The following is a 17,829-nucleotide window of genomic DNA, read 5'->3' as shown; positions in this document are numbered from 1 at the left end:
GGATATTGGCTCAGGAAAAAGCAAAGCGGCACGGCGCGCCGGAGTTCTGGCGCACCGTGCCGCAAGCAACAACGAACACTCAACGATGTGTGGCTGAACCAAAAAATCGTTAGCCCAGATATCGCACGTTCGCAGAGGCGCCGAACACCTCGTTAACGATTTCGACCAGGTGATCGTGATGGCTGAGAAAGATCACCTGCATGCGCGTGGCCATTCCCGCCAGCACGCGAAGCCCTGCCTTCGCCCGCTTGTCGTCGAAGTTGATGAACAGGTCATCGGCGACGAAAGGCAACGCTACGCCATGCTCGCAATGCAATTCGAGCGCCGCGAGGCGCAATGCCAGATAGAGCTGGTCGCGCGTCCCTTCGCTCATGCCGGTGATCTCGACGCGCTCGCCGTCCGGACGTACTGCGGCCAGCGCCAGCGGTTGCCGGTCGTAATCGACGGAGAGACGCTCGAACGCACCCAGCGTCAATTCAGAAAAGATCGCGCTCGCGCGCGCCAGCATCGGCCCCTGGCGACGCTCGCGGTACCGGTCGACAGCCCAGCGCAACATGGTCGACGCCGTCTCGACCTTGATGAAGCGTTCGGCCGCCTCGGCCATGGAAGCGAGCGCCTCCTGGCGTTTTGCCTCGGCAATCGCCGCATTCGCACCGCCGGAGATCGCCGCCAGCCGCTGACGCGCTTCGGCCAGCGCGGTCGCCCTTTCGGCACGCGCGTCGACCGAATCGCTCAACGCGGCACCCACGCTTAGCAGTTCGGCCTGGACCGCCTGCGGATCGGTCGCGTCGACTTCGTCGGCGAGTTGACCGATGCTCAATCCGTCGCCATCGTTCACGAGATTTTTATGCGCCTGATCGATGGCAGCCACGAGTTCGCGCCTGCGGTCGGAACGCGCGATGAGCGGACGCAGCAGGTCAGGCGTGTCGACGGTCGTCAGCGCGTAGAGCGGACGCAGTTGCGCCGCAGCCTCTTCGACCTCGGCACGAGCGAGACGAACGCGCTCAGTTACATCCGCCAGTTCATGGTTCAGACGCTGCGATTCGGCCTGCACCGCGCGCGCAGACGACAGACGTCGCGAGAGTTCGACCGATATGGCCTTTGCGTCCGCCTCTTCAGGCATCGACACACCAAACTGGGCCGCGAGCCTGCCCGCGTCAGACGAGAAGCTCGCCAGGGCGGCGCGCATCGGACCGATCTGCGTGTCGCGAATGGAGGTGATCTGATCGAGCTGTTCGCGAACCGTTCTTGCGATACCGAGTGCAGCCTCGGTCACGGCATCCGAACCGGCAACAGCCGACAGACCCGCTTTCGCCAGGGCAGCAGCCCACTGCTCCTTCCAGAGCCGGTGTGCATCGCCATGATTGTCCGCGTCACGACCCAAGGTCGCAACGTCGATCTGAGCTGCTTCTATCTGTCCGGCGAGAAGACGCCGCGTCGTCGCAGCCTGCTTCCGCTCACTCACATGGCTCTCGGCCAGCGCGCACAAGCCTTCGAGGTCGGCAGGCAACGTGCCGCCCAGTCCCGCCTGAACGAGAGAAGCGGCGAGTCTTGTGCGACACGCTTCAACTTCCGCGCGTTCTCGCTCGAACTCATCCGTGCACTTTTCGACCGCCGCGGCGGCGTGCAGCGCGTGCTCGCGGCGCGTCATCCACGAAGCGATATCGTCGAGCGCCATGCCGGTCAATTCCTGCTCGGAAACGATCGACGTCCAGGCCGCGTCGAAGCCCGCGAGCGCCTGTTCTGCTTCGGTAACGCGCTGATTGGCGCGCGCCACCGCCTCCCTCGCTTCGAGAACGCGCTGTTTCAGATTCGACAGTTCCGACGCTTGCGTGACGGAGTCGACCTGCTGGTCGGAGAGGATATCCGCTGCCTTCACGGATGCTTCGAATTCCGGCGCCCCGCGGGCAACCGACACCGCACCATCCCTGATCGCCACCCATGCCGCGTCGCGCACATCGCGCGCTTGCAGGACGAGTTCAGCCGTGACGATCTGATTGGCCTGCTCAAACGCATCGTGTTCTGCGACCACGAGGGCTTCGCTCTCACGCGCTTCATCACGGCGGTCACGCACGCGCATCAGACGCGAGACGAGCTCATCGCGCTCCGCGCGCAACGACGCGACACGTTCCGCCGAAGGCAGGGTCATAGCCTTCAACGCCGGCAATGGACGACTCCATTTGCCCAGCGCAGCGAGACTCGCGTCCAGCGTGCGCTGCGCGTCGGCGGCGGCATCTTGCAGCCGGCGCTGTGCAGAGGTGTTTTCGCCATATCGCTGTCCCGCACGCAACGCGGCCAAGACTTCTGCGGGAACGTCGCCATCCGGCAGGCTCTCAAGCTTGCGACCGAGCTCGGCGATGTCCGCGAGCTTCTTCTTTATCGCCTGCTGCGCATTGACGACCGACTGCTCAAGCTTGCCGCGCTCGCGCATCAGGCTTTCGACCGTCTGCAGCGCGAGCGCCGAGGGCACGCAGTTGCGCGCCGCCGCTTCGTCCCGGGGCCATTCGAGTTGCGTACATGCATCGGCGATCTGACGCACGAGCATCGTGACCTGCTGTTCAAGGCGTGCGATGTCCGCTTCGTGGTCACCGCAGCGATGACGCGCGCTTTCGAGCGCTTCGACTTCGCTCTGGAACGCCAGCGCGACGTGATCCACTTCTGCGATTTCCAGCGCGCCTTGCAGTTCGCCGACACGTCGCAGATGGATTTCCAGCGCACTTTGCGCGGCGGCCAGTTTGCTCAACGCGCCTTGCAGAGTTGCGTTGGCACCGTCCGGCAGGTCAATCACCTCGCCGAGCGCGTCTAGTTCGGCGTTTTTTTCCCGCCACACGGCCAGATGGTGCGCGACGCGGCGAATGCGCTCAAGGCGGCTGCGCGTCAGTTCCAGTTCAGCGTGCCGTCGCTCAGCGGACTCCTTTCCTTCCTGCGCCTCGTCAACGGCCTCCTGCGCCGCCCGCCACGCGGATGTCCGCACCGCTGCGGCTCGCAGTTCGGCGCTCGCTTCATCCAGTTGCTTCTGTCCGACGTAGTAGGTGCGCTCGCCCGATTTGCGTTTGCTCCATAGGCGATCCGCCTCCTCCACGAGCCGCTCTCGCACAGGTCCGAGACTGGAGATGCCCGCCGCCGACTGGAACAACACCTGTCCCACGTCGCTCGACGCGTCCAGAATGCCCTGCCCGCCCTTGACCAGCGCCGTGTGATCAAGACAGAACATCTGCTCGAAGAACGCCTTGTCAGTCGTACCGAGAAATGGCGCGAGCGCATCGCCCGCGAGCGGCTCGCCCGTCGGCGCGACCAAGGACGCTTTCCTCGCCTTCGACCGATGAAACGCAAGCGATTGATCCGAATGCTCGATCATCGCGCCCAGACGCAGTTCGCTCTGCGGATGGATGAAATCGAGCGGCGAGCTGTGCGGCATCCCGAACAGCAATTCGGTGATCGCCGTCTTGATAGTGGACTTGCCGGCTTCGTTGGGTCCGACCAGAAAATGAAAATCGCGCGACGAACGGGGGAATCCCACCGCTTCGTCGGAGAACTTGCCGTAACGGATCAGTTCGAGCTTGCCAATGCGCATGGTTCAGTTCGCCTTTGCCACCTGTTCGAGCAGACCGGAGCGCACTTCACGCACCAGCCCCGCCAGATCGTCGTTGCGCACGTGAGACAGCGCGGGCACCATTTCCTGCAGCTCGTGAGGCGAATGTGTCGCCAGTCCGATCAGCCGCTCTTTCAGCATCATGAGAAAGTCTGGATCGGACTCGGCTTCAACGAGCAGGTTGTGTAGATCAGCAATGGCATCCGCGCGATCCAGCACGGAACCGCTATCAGCGGGCGGACTTGTCTCAATACGCACTTTTTCGAGCCACAGGCGCTCGTGGCTGAGGCCCGCGATCTGCGCCAGCACTTCGGCGCGCAATTGCGGTTCGAGTCCGAACAGATCGCCATGCGCGGCGCTCGGTCCCGTTACCGTCACGCGCACGGCGTGAGGCACGGTCGTCGATGCTGACGCCGCCAGCGTTTCCAGATGAATGCCGACCGCGCGCGCGACATCGTTCAGCGTCGCGCAGGCCGACGCATCGACTTCCACCGCCTCCCAGCGCAACACATCGACGAAAAGCCGCTCGACCACGACAGCGCCCGAGTCGTCGACCGTTACCATCACGGCGCCACGACGCCCCGTCTCGCGGATATTGCGGCCTTGCAGATTGCCCGGAAAAACCACCGTCGATCGATCCTGCCACATCGCAAACTCGTGCACGTGCCCAAGCGCCCAGTACTGATAGCCCTTGCCATGCAGTTCCGCCAGCGAACACGGCGCATAGCTCGCGTGCGCCGCGTTGCCTTCGAGAGCCGTATGCAGCACGCCGATATTGAAGTAGCCGGACACAGGCGCCGGGTAGCCCGTGACGAGATTCGCGGTGGTCTCGCGTTCCTTGAAGCTGTGGCCGTGCAGTGCAACTTTCAGCGCGTCGATCCTGAATGTCTCCGCCTTGCGCGTCGAGAAGGTACGGACGTTGTCGGGCAGTTGCAGTTGCTTCGTCATTTCGCTTTCGGCGTCGTGATTGCCGAACAGGACGAACACGGGAATCTCCGCGCGCCGCAGCCGGCCCATCTCCCTGCAAAAAAAGATACCCGTGTTGTGGTCACGCCAGCTGCCGTCGTACAGATCGCCTGCGATCACCACGAAGTCGACCTTTTCGTCGATGGCGGTCGCCACCAGCGATGAGAACGCCTCGCGCGTCGAATTGCGCAGCATCGCCGCGGGCGCGTCCGCATAGGCGCTCAGGCCGTGAAGCGGGCTGTCGAGATGAATATCCGCCGCATGGATAAACCGCATGTTCACTCCCCGATTGAACGATGGGTCATCGACGCGCGCACCCATTGGCCCGCCGATGCCGGACGTCGATTCTAAGCGAAACGACAGGCAGGCTCATGCTAGCCTGGCATCGGGACGAATCGCGTCCCGATCACGCGCCCATGTTCGTTCCCATGCCGACGGGGGTTAGAGACGCGAAATGTCCCAACGCCGGCCGATCATCTCGTCTCCATGATTGCAGACCGGATTCAGATGCCCGATTTGAGCCAGCAGAAGCAACCACCCGCGCGACAGGCATCGACGGGGAGCGCCAGCCCTTACACGATCAACAATCTCGACGCGGCGATCGCTCATCTGGAACAGGTCATCCGGTTCGATTGCACGATGCCGGTTTTCGGCCAGGGCTACTGGCGCGCGCGCGTGCACCAGGCATGCCTCACGCCCGGCATCACGCCCGCGCAGTTGCGCAGACTGCAGCAGCTTCTCGCCATGTTGACGGCCAGTTGATCGCACGTGCAGTAGTCTCGCTTGACTCGATCCCAATGCCGATGGATCCGTCGCACAGCGTCTTTTTTGGCGCCGACCACTATGTACAAACATAGTTCCGCGCGTGCTGTCGCGGCGACAAGGCCCGGGCATGAGTAAGACCGGCTGACGGCTCAGCGTGGGAGAACGCGGCCTGACATCGCGTTGCACGGGCCGCCACGCGCTACAACGCGAGATCGCGCCGGCCCGCGAAGAATTGCCAGAGCCGCACCATTGCATACGTATCGAGGGCGCAGTAGTCGATCAGTTGCTGCTCGATCTGCACACGGCGTTGCGAAGAAGTCTCGGTAGCGATCGCTTCGCGAAAGGCTTCCATCGCCATCGAGCCGTCCTGCACCCCTTCGAGTGCCCGATAGTTGAGCTCGGGCGCAATGGCTGGCAGCACGCTCTTGATGCTCCAGCTTCCTCGTTGCCCCGGATGATAGTAACGTCGCTCCGTGATGCGCAGCAGGTCCACGATGCGGGCCTCGATCGCGAGAAGCGCCGTCGCGACATGACCAAAGCGTCCGGCGAGTTCGCGGATTCTCGTTGCTTCGAACGACGCGTTGTAGGCGAACACGGGCCCGGTGTCGCCGCATGCGCTCACCAGCGCGTCCGCAAAGGCGAGCGAAGGATCGCCGCCCGACAGATCGACAAAAGATCGATGGTCGAGCCGGCCATCCGAGCAGAGTTGATGGACGCTGAACTGAAACGGGATCTGTTGAAAAGGACGCGTGCCCTTCCAGATGGGAACCGCAAACTGGATAGTCTCGAAGTCGAGAAAGTACGCCGGCAGGCCGTGGCCTGCGAGATCCGCAGCGGCGCCTTGCGCGTCGAAGAAGGTCTCGCCCGACAGCGTATGCGTTTTGACACGGCGCTGCATGTCGGTCAACAGATCGTCTGGCACGTCGTTCAGATCCCCGCCGGGGTGCGCTTCGATCCAGCCTTTAAGCGCCTTGCGCTGTATGCGCGGAAGCCACTGCACGGGATGCTCGGCACGCGGTTCGGCACGCTCGCAATGCGCGAGGAAGCCGCACGCATACGGCGTGACGCATTGTCGGTTGATGCGCACGTCGGGCTCGTCCGGTTGCCGCACGACAGCTTGCGCAGCGTCGATCCAGGTTTGCACTTCGTCTTCGCGTCCGAACGCGTGTCTCGACACATCATGTTCCGCCAGCAGGCCGCGGTAGTCGCCATCGCCGCGATACACCCAGTTGCGGTTGATGTGCGCCAGCGCGATGGTCTCGAGCGCAACGCCCGCGCGTTTCACAATGAAAGCCTGAATCGCCGCGTCGTCGAGGTAGTAGTCCTTGATCTCCGTGGACGATTTGACTTCCACCATGTGCCAGGCCGTCGAGTCTGACGTATCGGTTCGCAGCATGACGTCGGCGAAGGACAGCGCGCCATCGATGGCGAAGCCCGCTTCGAAAATCGGACCTGATGTGCACAGCGCGTCCTGAGTCCGGGCGAGCGCCTCGTTCACGTTCCCAAGGCGCAACTCGATAGTCGTTCCCTCGCCTTTGACGTCATAGAGTCGCTGTGCGAGCGCGCCCACCTGATGGCCGGTGCGAAAACTCGCGCGGGTCGCGGCCGAGTCCTCGCGAAGCCCTGGTCGATGGACCTCAAGCCAGAGCCGTTTCGCGCACTGGCGATACGCCATCAGCTTGGACTTTGACAAAGGTCTCATCGACATAAAAAACGGCTCCTGAAGAAAGATGCACTGGTTCGCACTGAAGGCTCACCCACTTAACGACGCGCGCCCGGGAAAGTTGAGTTCGCGGGACTCGCGGGCCGCGTCAGATGAATCCAATGGGTGCCGAGCCCCGCTGCTTCAACGCACATTCCGCCGCAAGCGCACGCGCGAAATCGGTGGCCGACTGATACGGTTGCAGTCGATGACGTCGAACGACGGCGGCGAAGTCGCCGAGCGAAAGCGTGTCGGCCTTCGCGAGCTGCCGTGCAAAGACGGTGTCAATATGGTCTTCATGCAGGCCGAGCGCCCGGCACCGGTCGGTGAAACAGGCGCGCCGTTGGTCGGCGCTCAGATGCCGGAAGAGAATCTTCGCGTCGAATCGGCGCAATGCGGCTTCATCAAGGGTGTCGACAAGATTGGTCGAGATGATCAGCACGCCGCTGAAGCGCTCCATCTGCGCAAGCATCTCGTTCACGGCCGTCACTTCCCAGCTATGGTGGCTGAGCGACCGGTCGCGCAAGAAGCTGTCGCCTTCGTCGATACACAGCATGGCGCCTTCGCGCAGCGCATCCTCGAAGGCACGCGCGATGTTGTGCTCGGTTTCGCCAACGAACGGCGAAAGGAGATCGGAAGCGCGCCGAGCGATCAGCGGGCGATCGATCTCATGTGCGAGCCACGCCGCATAAGCCGTCTTGCCCGTGCCAGGAGGCCCGTAAAAGCACAGCCGCGCCGACTGTTCGCGCTTCACCCCTTCCGCGAGTGCGAACAGGTCGCAGTCGGCGTTCACGTTGCCGAGCGCGTAGTCGGGCCCGAACGGCGGCAAATCGACGCGAGACAACGGCACGTGGCCCTGCGCTTGGAGGGTGCCGCTCACGAGCCGTTCAAGCGTGGCGTTGTAGCGCTCGGGTGACCATTGATCGCCGACCCCGTCGAGCACGGCGGCGGCGCGCGCGACGACACCCGGCGTCAGGCTGGCGTGCCGGGACATGCGCTGCGCCACGGCGCCCGAGAGGCGGTTGCCGCACGCAGTCTGGAAGATCCGCTCGCGCATGCGGGCGGGCGGCAAGGGCATGTGGAGCACCATGTCGAAGCGCCGCACAAACGCCGGATCGAGCCCGTGCACGGAGTTGGACAGCCACACGGTCGGAACTGGGTTTTCTTCCAGCGCGCGATTGAGCCACGCCTTGCGTCGCTGCGCGACACTTTGCTCCTTCGATCCGTATCCGGACAACACATCCTCGGCCTCGTCGAACGCGATCAGCACCGGCCGCTCCGCGAAAAACGCCTGCGCTGCGCGAAACGCTCGCAAGCGCTGCTCGCCGAGCACCGCGTCGCCGCTCGCATCTTCCCCCGCGATTTCGTAAAGCGAGAGATCGAGCATGCCGCCGAGCACACGCGTCAGTTCCGTCTTTCCAGTGCCCGGTTCGCCGTGAACGAGAACGTTGACGCCGCGCCGGCGCGCCGCGGCGGCCCGACTCAGGTACGAACGCATCAGGCACACAGATTCACCGACGTGCTCGAAGTCCCCTTCCGCGAGCGTTGCGGATGGCGCGAGTGTGACCATGCCGCGCAACAGATCGACGGGATCGATTTCGTCGGACACGATCCGGTCGGCAAAGCCGTCGCACAACAGATCGAGTTTTGACGCAAGCGTCCACCGTTGATTGCGGTCCACCGTCAGCAGCCCGGATCGCGCGAGCGTGCCGCGCGGCGATAGCGCCGCGCGCACGTCCTTTTCGGGCAGGCGCAATACCGCCGACAGCACGTGGAGTACGCGCGCCGAAGTCAGATCGCCGATCCAGTCGCTCATCAGATCGAGCATCTTGTCGGTATGCACCAGTGTCACGAACGTCAGAAGGGCTGCCTCGACATTGTTCAGGCCGACGAGTGCCTGCAGACGCCGCACGTTCGACGCGAGGATCGCGGGAGGATACGCATGCGCGGCTTCGTTTTCGGCCTCGCGCAAGCGTTTGCGGAGCTCTCGTACGCACAATTCGCGGTTGAATGCGCGGTTGGCCGTCTCGGACGCTTCTTCCCCGACGTCAACATAATCGGCCATCGAGTCAAATTCGTCCTCGGCATCCGCAGCCCGGATGTGCGGCTGCGGCAGCTGCAGTGCCTGCACTACCAGATCGCTCGACCATCCGTTGGGTTTCACGAGCCGCCGATGGAGTTCGAGATCCACCAGGAAACGCAAGGTCCAAAGTTTAACGACGGGTTCGACCAGGAGCGTCCCGGTGCGGGACAACTTGCGTCTGGCAAGAGAATGCTTCATAGGCGCGTACTGGACTCCGCTGTCAATGTGCAAGCAGTTTGCCGCATGCTTGAGACAGATCGTGTCCTGATTCCCGCGTACCGCTCCGTCAATCGCTTAGCCGACGTGCCGCTCAAGAACGCGGACGATATGCCGATAACCGGGCTGCGGAGACTCCAGGCCAGAAAGGCTTTTGCCTTTGCCGGGCGAAACCCGTACTCCCACAGAACAAACAGCAACGGACGGAAGATCGAGATGGCAAAGGTAGCGGGCCGCCATTTCGGTGCCATGGTTGTCGTGGAGAAAGACGCTGCTGGTGACAAAGGAAGTGCATTGCCACGGTGCAGGAACCGCCAAAGATCGGCGACGCGCTCTCCTAACTGCGAAGATTCAGGGGATGGCGGCAGCGGACTCAGCGTCATCAGATGCTGCCGAGTTCACGATGTCAGACTCCTACCCACCGCTTCGTTTGAGCATGTCCCAAATGATGCAGTCGTGCGGATTAAAAAGCCGCATGGAGTCCTGTAACCACTCTCATCTCCAAACGCAATGAGCCGCACACCCGCGCCGATTCGAGTCCGGTTGCGCCGGCACGTGGCTTCCTGACGCTCGTGCGGGCGAGAGCGAACGGGTCACCTCGCCTTCAGGAGGCGCAGTATGCTTGATGGGCCTAAGCTCAAGCATATAGCCCCTTCGAGGCACGGTGCGGATCGCCCGTTGACGGTGGTCGCCCAAAGCGCAGCGTATTTCGCTGATGCACGGTACCAACGAGTCGTCGGTTACCATGCGGTCGCGCCACACCGCTTCGATGAGTTCGTCACAGGACAAGAGGCGACCCAGATGCAGCGCCAAGTATTTCAACAGCGTGAAGGTCCTGGGTCTGAGAGCAACCGCGCGCCCCGCGATGAACTGGCCCCGATCGATGTCGATCTCACATTCGGAGTAGCTCAACATGCCGGGCACGGAGGCCGTCGTTGTTGCCCCTTTCGGAGGAGTTTCTCGATTCATCCGGCTAACGTCGTGTACGCCGACGCCCTTCATGGCTACGCTGGTCCCTACCACATGGAGAATATGTGTCTACGAACCAATCGCTAGCCTTAATGAAGAAACATGTGGAGAAGCTGCTTGACGAGCAATGGAGACTAGTGCTTAAATGCAGCAATACATTCCGAATTGGGTCGACGCCCAAGCCAACCTGCCTCCCCGGGCAAGGTGGAACGCGAAAGCGAATGTGGCTCTTGAGAGAGCAACCAAGCGGGTCAAGCGTCGACCCTCCATTAACGGAGGGTTTTTTGTTTTCAGACTCAAGTATTGCCGGCGGCACGATCCAGGCCTACCTGGAAACGGAATACCTCGTTTTCGACGAGGCATCGACGATGCTGCACATCGGTCAGGCCAATCCGATGCTGGCCGCACTGCACGACGCGTACGACGTCCCGTGCAGCGCCTTCATCACGGCGTGCAATCCTTTCAGCGAGGATTGTGATTGCGAGTCCAACACAGCGCGTATGGTGGCGCTGGCCGTGGACTTGAAGCTGCTTGGGATGACCGCTATCGAAGGGATCGGCAAACACCCGTCGAATAACTGGCCCGGCGAGGCGAGCTTTCTTGTGCCCGGCCTATCGCTCGAAGCAGCGAAGGCGCTTGGCACGAAGTACGGTCAGAACGCGATTGTGTGGTCAGCAGAGAACGCCGTGCCTCGACTGATCCTTTTGCGGTAGTCCGTTTTCATCACACGTCGCGGATTTAAAGCACAACTTGCAGCGCGACTCATAAATGCTGCTAAAGCGTCGCCATGCCTCTCTGCCCTAAGGCCGGTGAACGCCGAATCGACGGGGATGGAGATACACATGACGCAACCATTGTTAGGCACGCTGCCGTCGCTGGACAGCCTCTTCGAGAGCTTCCGGTTTCAGATCGACGTCCCTTGCGACCACGTCCCGTTGAGCGGACTTCCGGGCACGGTGCGTACCGGCTCATTTCTTTTCGCGAAGCCCGTTGCGCACGTGCGTGAAGCGGTTGAAGCACGCTGCTCGAACCGCGTCATTGGCGGATTTCGCGTGATCCGTTCGGCGCAATGGATGAAGCACGGGCTGCTTCCCGTTTATGCCTACGACCTCGTTCACATCGCAAGTTTTTTTGCAGCACTCGTTCCGTATGCCGAACACGAGCGATTCGAAACCGTTCGAGGGGGTGCGCAATGAGAAAACGCGACTCCAACTACCCCGTCGGTAAATTGCTGTTGAATCTGATCGAGCAATCGGGTGTGACACCACAAGCGTTCTTTGCAGAGCTGGGATTCACTAACTTCTCGAAGGCGATAGACCGGCTGGATTGCTGGCTCAAGCATGGAGAAGGCAATCGCCTGCTATGGGAAAGGCTTGAGGGTAGCCGGTTCGCCGTGGACGAACACCAACTCAAAAAGGTCATGGCTGAAAACGACGCGCTGCTTCAGCAAGAACGGGAAGCCGCAGCACGGCGCCGAGAGGAGGAAGCGAGAGGAGACTTCCGGCCTCGACTCGACGTGATAGCGGAGCTGAAGCGCCCGACCCAGATCACACTGTTCGGCTTGACGGACGGCAATCGGCGGTTCGGCGCATGCCTGCCCGAGGACATTGCGTCATGGCAGCGGAATGACCAATTGGCCTACGTCAAAAACGCAGTGGTCGAGAGTTTCGCGAAGCACCAGGGACGAACGTTCTTCACGGGAAAGATCGAAGGCTATCTGTACCGCCCGACGTTCGACGACGAACCGATCCGGCTCAACGTCACCGGGGATATTGACGTACGAGATGAACCATTGGCAAATTCTGTCGTTGGTGTCCGGTTCGGCTGATGTCCATTCATTTTCGACGCAGGCGCGCACCGCATTTTCCGAAGAAGATGCGGAAGAAACCGACGTGAAAGCGTTGGTGCGCCAAATCAAGAAAAGCTTCTGCCTGCCGTTATCCACATGGGGCGTTTGCATTGCGCTCCGTCCCGATCTTTTTTTCGACCATCGGCAGAATCCATGCAAGCGTACTTTTCAACAGCGTTTCCGCAAGACCTCAAGCGCATCCGGCTCGAACGTCCGAATAGAATCGTCAGGCGCGAAATCATGAAGGACGAGGCGGCTGTCTTCTTCGGCGGCCGTGAGTGGGCGAACGTCTCACATGATCTGGCGGCAGTCGCCCCGGATCACCGGCTGGACTTCGTGCTGAGTACGTTCATGATTACACTGACCGATCAATGCCTCTTCACGCATCGGCGCGATCTTTATACAGCGTGGCGCCGACAGACCGCGTTTCCCAAGTTTGGCTGGTGTGGATTCGGCGCGCATCACGAAAATCCATTCCAGCTTCTGTGGGCGCCAGAGCGTGAAGGCCTGGTCGACGCAGACGAAGCAGCCGGGCTCATGCCGGCGTTTGTCGATTTTCTGATCGGCGAGACGAAGCGATACTTCGAAGCATCTGGCTTCGACCTGCACATCCACGACTATGTGGAGCTAATCCGGCGCGATGCGGCTTTTTCATTTGACGCAGGCGCCATCGTGCCATGCTTCAAGCAGATGTTCGAACGAGCTGCCCAGACACTCGACCGCTAAGCAAAGCGCAAGCGTCGCGCTCAGCCATTAAAGGCGACGCCGATGCCAGTCGCCCAGAACGTACGCGCGTCGCCGCCTGAAGGATGATCCCGGCGCAAGCTCCTGCGCCCGGAAGGCACGACGTGCAGCGCTGCTTCGATCGAAGACGCAAGCAACGCTTCCACGCGCTCAAACTCACCGAGGGTGACGGGTGCCATCGTCCAGCTTTGCCCGTCGTCGCCTCGCGACCAGTCGATGGTTTCGGTGAACACCGAAACGAATCTGCGCGTGCAGTGTGGGCATTCCAGGCCGCGGATATTGAAGTGCGCTTCGTCAATCCACATGGCGCGTTCACGAACATCACTCCGCGCGCTCCATGCGGCTTCCGCCGATTCGGGCCAGCATCGATCGCAACCAGCCAGCAACGACGATTCTTGCGCTATTTCTGTGTTCATTCGCTTTCACCAGGTCGCGGTATTCGTATCGCTGCATTCGATGCGCGCTCATCGCTTGGTATCGTCCGGCAGTTTAGTGTCTATCCGGACCCAAGGCCAGCGCTGCCGCGAGGCTGCGGATATCGTCGCGCATCGCGAGATGCTCGAGCCAGTGTTCGGGAATGCCGCCGACACCGTAGAACGCCCCGGCGATCTGGCCACAGATTGCTGCCGTCGTGTCGGCATCTTGTCCGAGGTTGGCCGCGCGAAGAATGGCCTCTTCGAACGACGACGTGTTCGCGAAACACCACAGCGCGGCCTCAAGACTGTCGATCACATAACCCGAGCCGCGAATGTCGTCTTCGTCCTTGCGACGGTACGAGCCGTCGGCGATCGCCTTGACGCTCGCGCACAGGTCGATCGTGAGATGCGGGCAGCTCAGGATCTCTTCCTTCGTTACGCCACCGAGCGCGCTGACCAGCAGGGCGGCGAACAGGCGCGTCGCGTCGATACATTCCTGCGCACCGTGTGTAAGCCGCGAACTAAGGGCTGACTTCTGCATGGCCGCGGCCGCGTCCGCATGAAAGAACATCGGGATCGGCGCGAGGCGCATGAGGCAGCCATTGCCCGCCGAATAGCGGTCTTCCGCGCCCGCGTAGACGTCACCCGTGTCCTTGTAGCGATAGAGCGCGTCGCTGACCGTGCCGCCGATGTCGAAGCACGTGCCGTTGCTGCTCAGATAGCCATCGTCCATCCAGCGGCAAAAGCGCTGCATGATGTCCCGCGCATCAAAGCGGCGATGCTCGACGAGGCTCGTGGCGATGCAAAGCGCCATCGAGGTGTCATCGGTCCATTGACCGCGCTTCAGTCCGAACGGACCACCGCCCGTCATGTCGGTGACGGGCCTGAAACTGCCACGCGGCTTGAACTCGACGGTCGTTCCCACGGCGTCACCGCAGGCGAGTCCCAGAAGACAGCCCTCAAATCGTTCAAGTTGGTTCATTGTCAGCCCCGTATTGTTCCGCAGATGCACTATTCGAATGATGCGCTTTGTTTCGATGCCTTAATTCAGCAAGCGTGCGCTCTCGGTCATGCACACGGGCGTGCCTTCCGGATCGATCTCGTCTTCGTTGCTGGCATGAGCCGCGTTCGGGCCGAGAAGAATCAGACCTTCGTCGTTCTTCTCGCGGATCACGAAGTCGAGCATGGAGGCAAAGCGATGCAGTACCGCCATGAAGTTGCCTGCGACAAGTCCGTGACCATAAGAAAGGGGGTAGTCGACGACGAGATCGTTGTCACTGTCGATCCAGAACGAAGCCATGAAAACCTGCGAATTGAGGCCGTGCTCCAGCTCGCGCTTCTTCTCGCTGCAGGCGTGCAGCGCAACAGGAAAGTAGGTTGTGAAGCGGATGAATTTCTTGTTTTCGTCGAGCGTGAGCTGATAGGCAAGGCCGGATTCAGTGTGCACGATGATTCTGGCCGCATTGGCGTCGTGACCGATTCCGGAATCTTCGATATGTGCGGCCAGCGCTTCCAGCGAAACTTCATCTTCGTTCCAGATTTTCTTCATGAAATCCCCCGATTCATCCCCACTTGATGGACGAAACGCAGACGATCTTCGTATGCGTTTTCGACTTAGTTGCACTATACTACTTAGTATCCTATCACCACATAGTTACGATTTGCAACTAAGACGATGAAAATACTTTTTCCGTTGGTGACTGCCGACATCGCGCTCTTTACGGTCCAGGACCGTAACCTTCGAGTCCTCATGGTCAAGCGCGCCAATGATCCGGAGTTGGGGAAATGGGCTTTGCCAGGCGGCATACTGAATCCCGCAACGGACGCCGATCTCGACGAGACGGCGCAGCGCGTTCTGTCCGGAAAAACTGGAGTCGATGTGCCATTTCTGGAGCAAGTCGCCACTTTCAGCGGCGCGACACGCGATCCACGCGGATGGTCGCTCAGCGTGCTCTATTACGCATTGCTGCCGAGCGACCAGGTTCACGCCGTGGCTGGCCGCGCGACCGATGCCATCGAGTGGCGCGACGCTTTCGCGCCGGGGTCGCGTCTTGCGTTCGATCATGCAGCGCTGATCAGGGCGGCGTTGGCCACGCTGCGCGACAAGGTGGACCGTGCGGCACTGCCGCTGCATCTGCTGCCCGCCCGATTTACTTTGACCGAATTGCAGCAGACTTGCGAATCCATTCTTGGCCGTTCGCTGGACAAGAGCGTGTTTCGTCGCCGGCTGAAGGACGAGCCAGGCATTGAGCAACTGGCAGGCGAGTTCCTGTATGGCGCGCAGCGACCCGCACAGTTGTATCGCGCGGCGGACGGGTTTCGGTTTTGATAGATTGACTCAAGCTTCGCGACGGTGCACGCCGTTTGACTAGGTTCGGTGGTCGGTTTTGGGTCTGGGAGGTGATCTCACTGTCGGCTCATCAATGGACAAGTCTCAGGGCAGTCCTCAGTTGAGCCGTCGTACCTCGGGGAGCCCACTCCTTAAGGAGCCTCTCGTATTCTGCCGTGTACTCGCGACCGCGCGTGACGAGATATTCGCGTTCCACTTGGGCCTCGTCGCCCCTTCCGGAAAAGTGAAGCGTCGCACACAGCACCATCCGCAAACGAATGTAAAGCAGATGCGTTGTATTATGAGGCGCCAGCGCCAGCCGGCAGTCTTCCGGATAGGTCTCGTCTACCGCCTTCAGTGTCGTGCGCGCCTTCCATTCCGCGATGTCATACTCGCCGTCGTGCAGATGCAAGGTCGCGCCGACTGAGCCTGGGCAAAGCAACCCCGGTTGGTCGACCAACTCACTTTGGGCAAGGGGTCCGCCTGGAAGACCTCCTGTCGAATCTGTGTCAGCGCTTTGCATTCTTCGTCTGCTCGCCTCGCTGCTGCACATGGCTCCAGCCTCGCATATTCGCGACCAGCGACGACTTCCCGGCCATAGCGATAAATCGGCTCCGCAATTTGCAAGAAGGGCTTCGGACCGGCAAGTGTCAGCCAGTCCTGCGCTCCGAACAGTTGAGTCTGTAAAGAGGTACGCATGAGGTGCCTCAAGCCGCAATGCCTCTTGCAAACGACTTGCAAAGCTCCGGATGCTTACCCTCGGCAGCGCGGCCAATGGCAAATCAGATGAATCCGGCTCGTAGCACGCTGGGAGTACGTCGATAAGTTCCCATGCCTGCTCTTCGAAATCCAGTTGAGTCTCGATGCTAGCGAAGACCTCGTCCATCCGGCGTCAACTGAACATAACGCTTGCCCGACTGATCGCTTCACGGCTGGTTTCAATGGAAATTCCTGACAACATCGCCTGTAACCGCAGTGCCTTTGACTCCAACCGCCGTTTCAATTCCCGGAGAAACGGGCGCAACGCATCCCCATCCCATGGCGGCAAACGGAGCGCAGTAGCGAGCAGGCAAAAGCGTTCGTACAACGCAGACCTCCCGTTCTATTGGATGACCATTTTGCAAACGCTTCGCATGATCCCGACACGCGCAGATCGAGACGTCTCATTGCGTCCGCAGTCAAGAGCTCCGGCCAGACTGCTTTATCGCGGCAGCTGCACCGCTCCCTCGGAGGAATCCAGCGGTCCAACGTCGATTACATGGGGAGAATGTGACCAGGCAGAATCCAGGTTAGCCTGCGCTCCTTACGCTACGTCCTCTACTTATGCGTTCCGCCGAGTTAGGGCTACCTCAAGTTTTTCACTACGGTGCCGATATCTGCGTTGCTGCCGAAGGACCAAGGCCAACCACGAGTGAGGAAAGGATATGGACTCCGCTGAAATCGAACTTGAAATCGAAGAGCTGCACCGCGAGGTAGGAATTGCGCTCTTCCCGTGGACACGTGAAAGTTTCACGGAAGACAAGATTAAGCGTGGCGAAACAGACATGCAGGAAATCACTAGGGAGTGGCTGAGTTGGCTGCGTTCCGTAAAGTCGGAAAAGGATCGGAATACCGACGTCTGGAGGAAAATGAGGAACTGGGATTGATCCAGCCAGTTTGGTCCGCAGTTCACATACCCGAGACGAAGGAAGGATGCGACGCGGCTTACAAGCTTTACGCTGGTCAATCCGCTGCTGGAGATACAACTCAACCCATGATGCATCGCCGTCCCAATCTTCCGAGTGCGCCAGAACGAGCTGCAAGTTGGAGACCGTCAACGAACTTTGGTCGTTGCGATTTCTCGTCAGGCTCGAGCTTCATCGCTACCTCGTCAAGCCTAGCGGCTGGGCGAGCGACCTGGTTTAGGACGCGCTCGCCCAGCCGGACCTGCGCCGCCCGGCGCCTTTCCGACAGCGCGTGCCCGCGAAGCAGGAGCACATCAGTCTCGATGATCACGATCCGGTCGATGTCTCCGATGGCACCTTCGACATGGAGGCGGCCTTGGCACTCGTGAAGACGCGGCTCGCCCTTGCCGAATCCGATGCGGGCGCGGTGCTGTCTCTGTGCGCGGTGACGCGCATACCGACCGTGTGCTCGACAAGAGTGGGTTGCGGAAGAACTGCAAGAGCATCACCAGAACATTAAAACTTTCAGCATCA

Annotated in this window: 19 protein-coding genes and 1 riboswitch; of the genes, 10 read left to right on the top strand and 9 right to left on the bottom strand. The window is 61.0% G+C overall.

What is annotated here, in order from left to right; translation table 11 throughout:
• Positions 1–109: 109 nt before the first annotated feature.
• Positions 110–3,574: an ATP-binding protein gene (locus BMW76_RS25440; protein WP_090870219.1), complete on the bottom strand. Its 3,465-nt coding sequence runs from the start codon at positions 3,572–3,574 to the stop codon at positions 110–112.
• Between the two features lie 3 nt (positions 3,575–3,577).
• The gene (locus tag BMW76_RS25435) at positions 3,578–4,834 is read right to left on the bottom strand and encodes a metallophosphoesterase family protein (RefSeq protein ID WP_090870309.1); all 1,257 of its coding nucleotides are present in this window, start codon (positions 4,832–4,834) and stop codon (positions 3,578–3,580) included.
• A 231-nt stretch (positions 4,835–5,065) separates the two neighbouring features.
• Between BMW76_RS25435 and BMW76_RS25430 the strand changes: the two genes are divergently transcribed.
• Positions 5,066–5,320, top strand: a complete 255-nt coding sequence (locus tag BMW76_RS25430; protein ID WP_245763377.1) for a chorismate mutase family protein — start codon at positions 5,066–5,068, stop codon at positions 5,318–5,320.
• Positions 5,321–5,522: 202 nt separating this feature from the next.
• On the opposite strand, the gene BMW76_RS25425 is transcribed toward BMW76_RS25430, so the two are convergent.
• Positions 5,523–7,025, bottom strand: coding sequence for a DUF2779 domain-containing protein (locus BMW76_RS25425; protein ID WP_090870306.1), 1,503 nt, complete (start codon positions 7,023–7,025; stop codon positions 5,523–5,525).
• A gap of 109 nt (positions 7,026–7,134) precedes the next feature.
• Positions 7,135–8,997, bottom strand: a complete 1,863-nt coding sequence (locus BMW76_RS25420) for an AAA family ATPase (RefSeq protein ID WP_177200494.1) — start codon at positions 8,995–8,997, stop codon at positions 7,135–7,137.
• Here BMW76_RS25420 and BMW76_RS41295 point away from each other — a divergent pair.
• Positions 8,968–9,813: a hypothetical protein gene (locus BMW76_RS41295; protein WP_177200493.1), complete on the top strand. Its 846-nt coding sequence runs from the start codon at positions 8,968–8,970 to the stop codon at positions 9,811–9,813. The two genes, BMW76_RS25420 and BMW76_RS41295, sit on opposite strands and share 30 nt — an antisense overlap.
• A gap of 6 nt (positions 9,814–9,819) precedes the next feature.
• On the opposite strand, the gene BMW76_RS42845 is transcribed toward BMW76_RS41295, so the two are convergent.
• Positions 9,820–10,239 (bottom strand): winged helix-turn-helix domain-containing protein, encoded by a 420-nt coding sequence (locus BMW76_RS42845; protein WP_407669023.1) that lies wholly within the window; start codon positions 10,237–10,239, stop codon positions 9,820–9,822.
• 204 nt (positions 10,240–10,443) lie between these two features.
• Positions 10,444–10,549: riboswitch (SAM-I-IV-variant riboswitch) on the top strand.
• A 28-nt stretch (positions 10,550–10,577) separates the two neighbouring features.
• Between BMW76_RS42845 and BMW76_RS25410 the strand changes: the two genes are divergently transcribed.
• The 5 genes from BMW76_RS25410 (at position 10,578) to BMW76_RS25395 (ending at position 12,868) form a co-directional block, all read left to right on the top strand.
• Positions 10,578–11,006 (top strand): DUF3293 domain-containing protein, encoded by a 429-nt coding sequence (locus tag BMW76_RS25410; protein ID WP_090870211.1) that lies wholly within the window; start codon positions 10,578–10,580, stop codon positions 11,004–11,006.
• Positions 11,007–11,135: 129 nt separating this feature from the next.
• Positions 11,136–11,489 (top strand): hypothetical protein, encoded by a 354-nt coding sequence (locus tag BMW76_RS25405; protein WP_090870209.1) that lies wholly within the window; start codon positions 11,136–11,138, stop codon positions 11,487–11,489.
• Positions 11,486–12,121 carry a hypothetical protein gene (locus BMW76_RS25400; protein WP_090870207.1) on the top strand — a complete coding sequence of 212 codons (636 nt, stop codon included), beginning with the start codon at positions 11,486–11,488 and terminating at the stop codon, positions 12,119–12,121. The genes BMW76_RS25405 and BMW76_RS25400 overlap by 4 nt, the downstream gene beginning before the upstream one ends.
• The gene (locus BMW76_RS40490; RefSeq protein WP_143062316.1) at positions 12,078–12,386 is read left to right on the top strand and encodes a hypothetical protein; all 309 of its coding nucleotides are present in this window, start codon (positions 12,078–12,080) and stop codon (positions 12,384–12,386) included. The genes BMW76_RS25400 and BMW76_RS40490 overlap by 44 nt, the downstream gene beginning before the upstream one ends.
• Positions 12,383–12,868 carry a hypothetical protein gene (locus BMW76_RS25395; RefSeq protein ID WP_143062315.1) on the top strand — a complete coding sequence of 162 codons (486 nt, stop codon included), beginning with the start codon at positions 12,383–12,385 and terminating at the stop codon, positions 12,866–12,868. Before BMW76_RS40490 ends, BMW76_RS25395 begins: the two co-directional genes overlap by 4 nt.
• Positions 12,869–12,888: 20 nt before the next feature.
• Here BMW76_RS25395 and BMW76_RS25390 read toward each other — a convergent pair whose 3' ends face one another.
• From BMW76_RS25390 to BMW76_RS25380, 3 genes are all read right to left on the bottom strand, one after another.
• Positions 12,889–13,302: a hypothetical protein gene (locus tag BMW76_RS25390; protein WP_245763376.1), complete on the bottom strand. Its 414-nt coding sequence runs from the start codon at positions 13,300–13,302 to the stop codon at positions 12,889–12,891.
• Positions 13,303–13,375: 73 nt separating this feature from the next.
• A complete protein-coding gene (locus tag BMW76_RS25385) occupies positions 13,376–14,284 on the bottom strand; it encodes an ADP-ribosylglycohydrolase family protein (protein WP_090870302.1) in 909 nt (302 codons plus the stop codon).
• 60 nt (positions 14,285–14,344) lie between these two features.
• Positions 14,345–14,926: a YbjN domain-containing protein gene (locus BMW76_RS25380; RefSeq protein ID WP_245763375.1), complete on the bottom strand. Its 582-nt coding sequence runs from the start codon at positions 14,924–14,926 to the stop codon at positions 14,345–14,347.
• A 72-nt stretch (positions 14,927–14,998) separates the two neighbouring features.
• Here BMW76_RS25380 and BMW76_RS25375 point away from each other — a divergent pair, with 72 nt between their 5' ends.
• Complete coding sequence (locus tag BMW76_RS25375) at positions 14,999–15,631, top strand: NUDIX hydrolase (protein WP_245763383.1); 633 nt, start codon at positions 14,999–15,001, stop codon at positions 15,629–15,631.
• Between the two features lie 91 nt (positions 15,632–15,722).
• Here the strand turns inward: BMW76_RS25375 and BMW76_RS25370 are convergent, their stop codons facing one another.
• Entirely contained in the window at positions 15,723–16,043 is a 321-nt protein-coding gene (locus tag BMW76_RS25370; RefSeq protein WP_143062314.1) for a hypothetical protein, read from the bottom strand.
• A gap of 1,012 nt (positions 16,044–17,055) precedes the next feature.
• Here BMW76_RS25370 and BMW76_RS25365 point away from each other — a divergent pair.
• Both BMW76_RS25365 and BMW76_RS40485 read left to right on the top strand, forming a co-directional pair.
• Complete coding sequence (locus BMW76_RS25365; protein ID WP_090870197.1) at positions 17,056–17,277, top strand: hypothetical protein; 222 nt, start codon at positions 17,056–17,058, stop codon at positions 17,275–17,277.
• 310 nt (positions 17,278–17,587) lie between these two features.
• Complete coding sequence (locus tag BMW76_RS40485) at positions 17,588–17,815, top strand: hypothetical protein (protein ID WP_143062313.1); 228 nt, start codon at positions 17,588–17,590, stop codon at positions 17,813–17,815.
• Positions 17,816–17,829: the final 14 nt, after the last annotated feature.

Source organism: Paraburkholderia diazotrophica, from assembly GCF_900108945.1.
Classification (GTDB): domain Bacteria; phylum Pseudomonadota; class Gammaproteobacteria; order Burkholderiales; family Burkholderiaceae; genus Paraburkholderia; species Paraburkholderia diazotrophica.
Note: the sequence above shows the minus strand (reverse complement) of the source record. Positions and strands in the feature narration are given on the sequence as shown.

Coding starts and splice junctions, on each gene's coding strand:
- BMW76_RS25400 (WP_090870207.1), top strand. CDS start 11,486: ATGAGAAAACGCGACTCCAACTACCCCGTCGGTAAATTGCTGTTGAAT.
- BMW76_RS25440 (WP_090870219.1), bottom strand. CDS start 3,574: ATGCGCATTGGCAAGCTCGAACTGATCCGTTACGGCAAGTTCTCCGAC.
- BMW76_RS25430 (WP_245763377.1), top strand. CDS start 5,066: ATGCCCGATTTGAGCCAGCAGAAGCAACCACCCGCGCGACAGGCATCG.
- BMW76_RS41295 (WP_177200493.1), top strand. CDS start 8,968: ATGCGCGGCTTCGTTTTCGGCCTCGCGCAAGCGTTTGCGGAGCTCTCG.
- BMW76_RS25365 (WP_090870197.1), top strand. CDS start 17,056: ATGGACTCCGCTGAAATCGAACTTGAAATCGAAGAGCTGCACCGCGAG.
- BMW76_RS40490 (WP_143062316.1), top strand. CDS start 12,078: ATGAACCATTGGCAAATTCTGTCGTTGGTGTCCGGTTCGGCTGATGTC.
- BMW76_RS25425 (WP_090870306.1), bottom strand. CDS start 7,025: ATGAGACCTTTGTCAAAGTCCAAGCTGATGGCGTATCGCCAGTGCGCG.
- BMW76_RS25385 (WP_090870302.1), bottom strand. CDS start 14,284: ATGAACCAACTTGAACGATTTGAGGGCTGTCTTCTGGGACTCGCCTGC.
- BMW76_RS25395 (WP_143062315.1), top strand. CDS start 12,383: ATGAAGGACGAGGCGGCTGTCTTCTTCGGCGGCCGTGAGTGGGCGAAC.
- BMW76_RS25390 (WP_245763376.1), bottom strand. CDS start 13,302: ATGAACACAGAAATAGCGCAAGAATCGTCGTTGCTGGCTGGTTGCGAT.
- BMW76_RS25435 (WP_090870309.1), bottom strand. CDS start 4,834: ATGCGGTTTATCCATGCGGCGGATATTCATCTCGACAGCCCGCTTCAC.
- BMW76_RS25405 (WP_090870209.1), top strand. CDS start 11,136: ATGACGCAACCATTGTTAGGCACGCTGCCGTCGCTGGACAGCCTCTTC.
- BMW76_RS42845 (WP_407669023.1), bottom strand. CDS start 10,239: ATGTTGAGCTACTCCGAATGTGAGATCGACATCGATCGGGGCCAGTTC.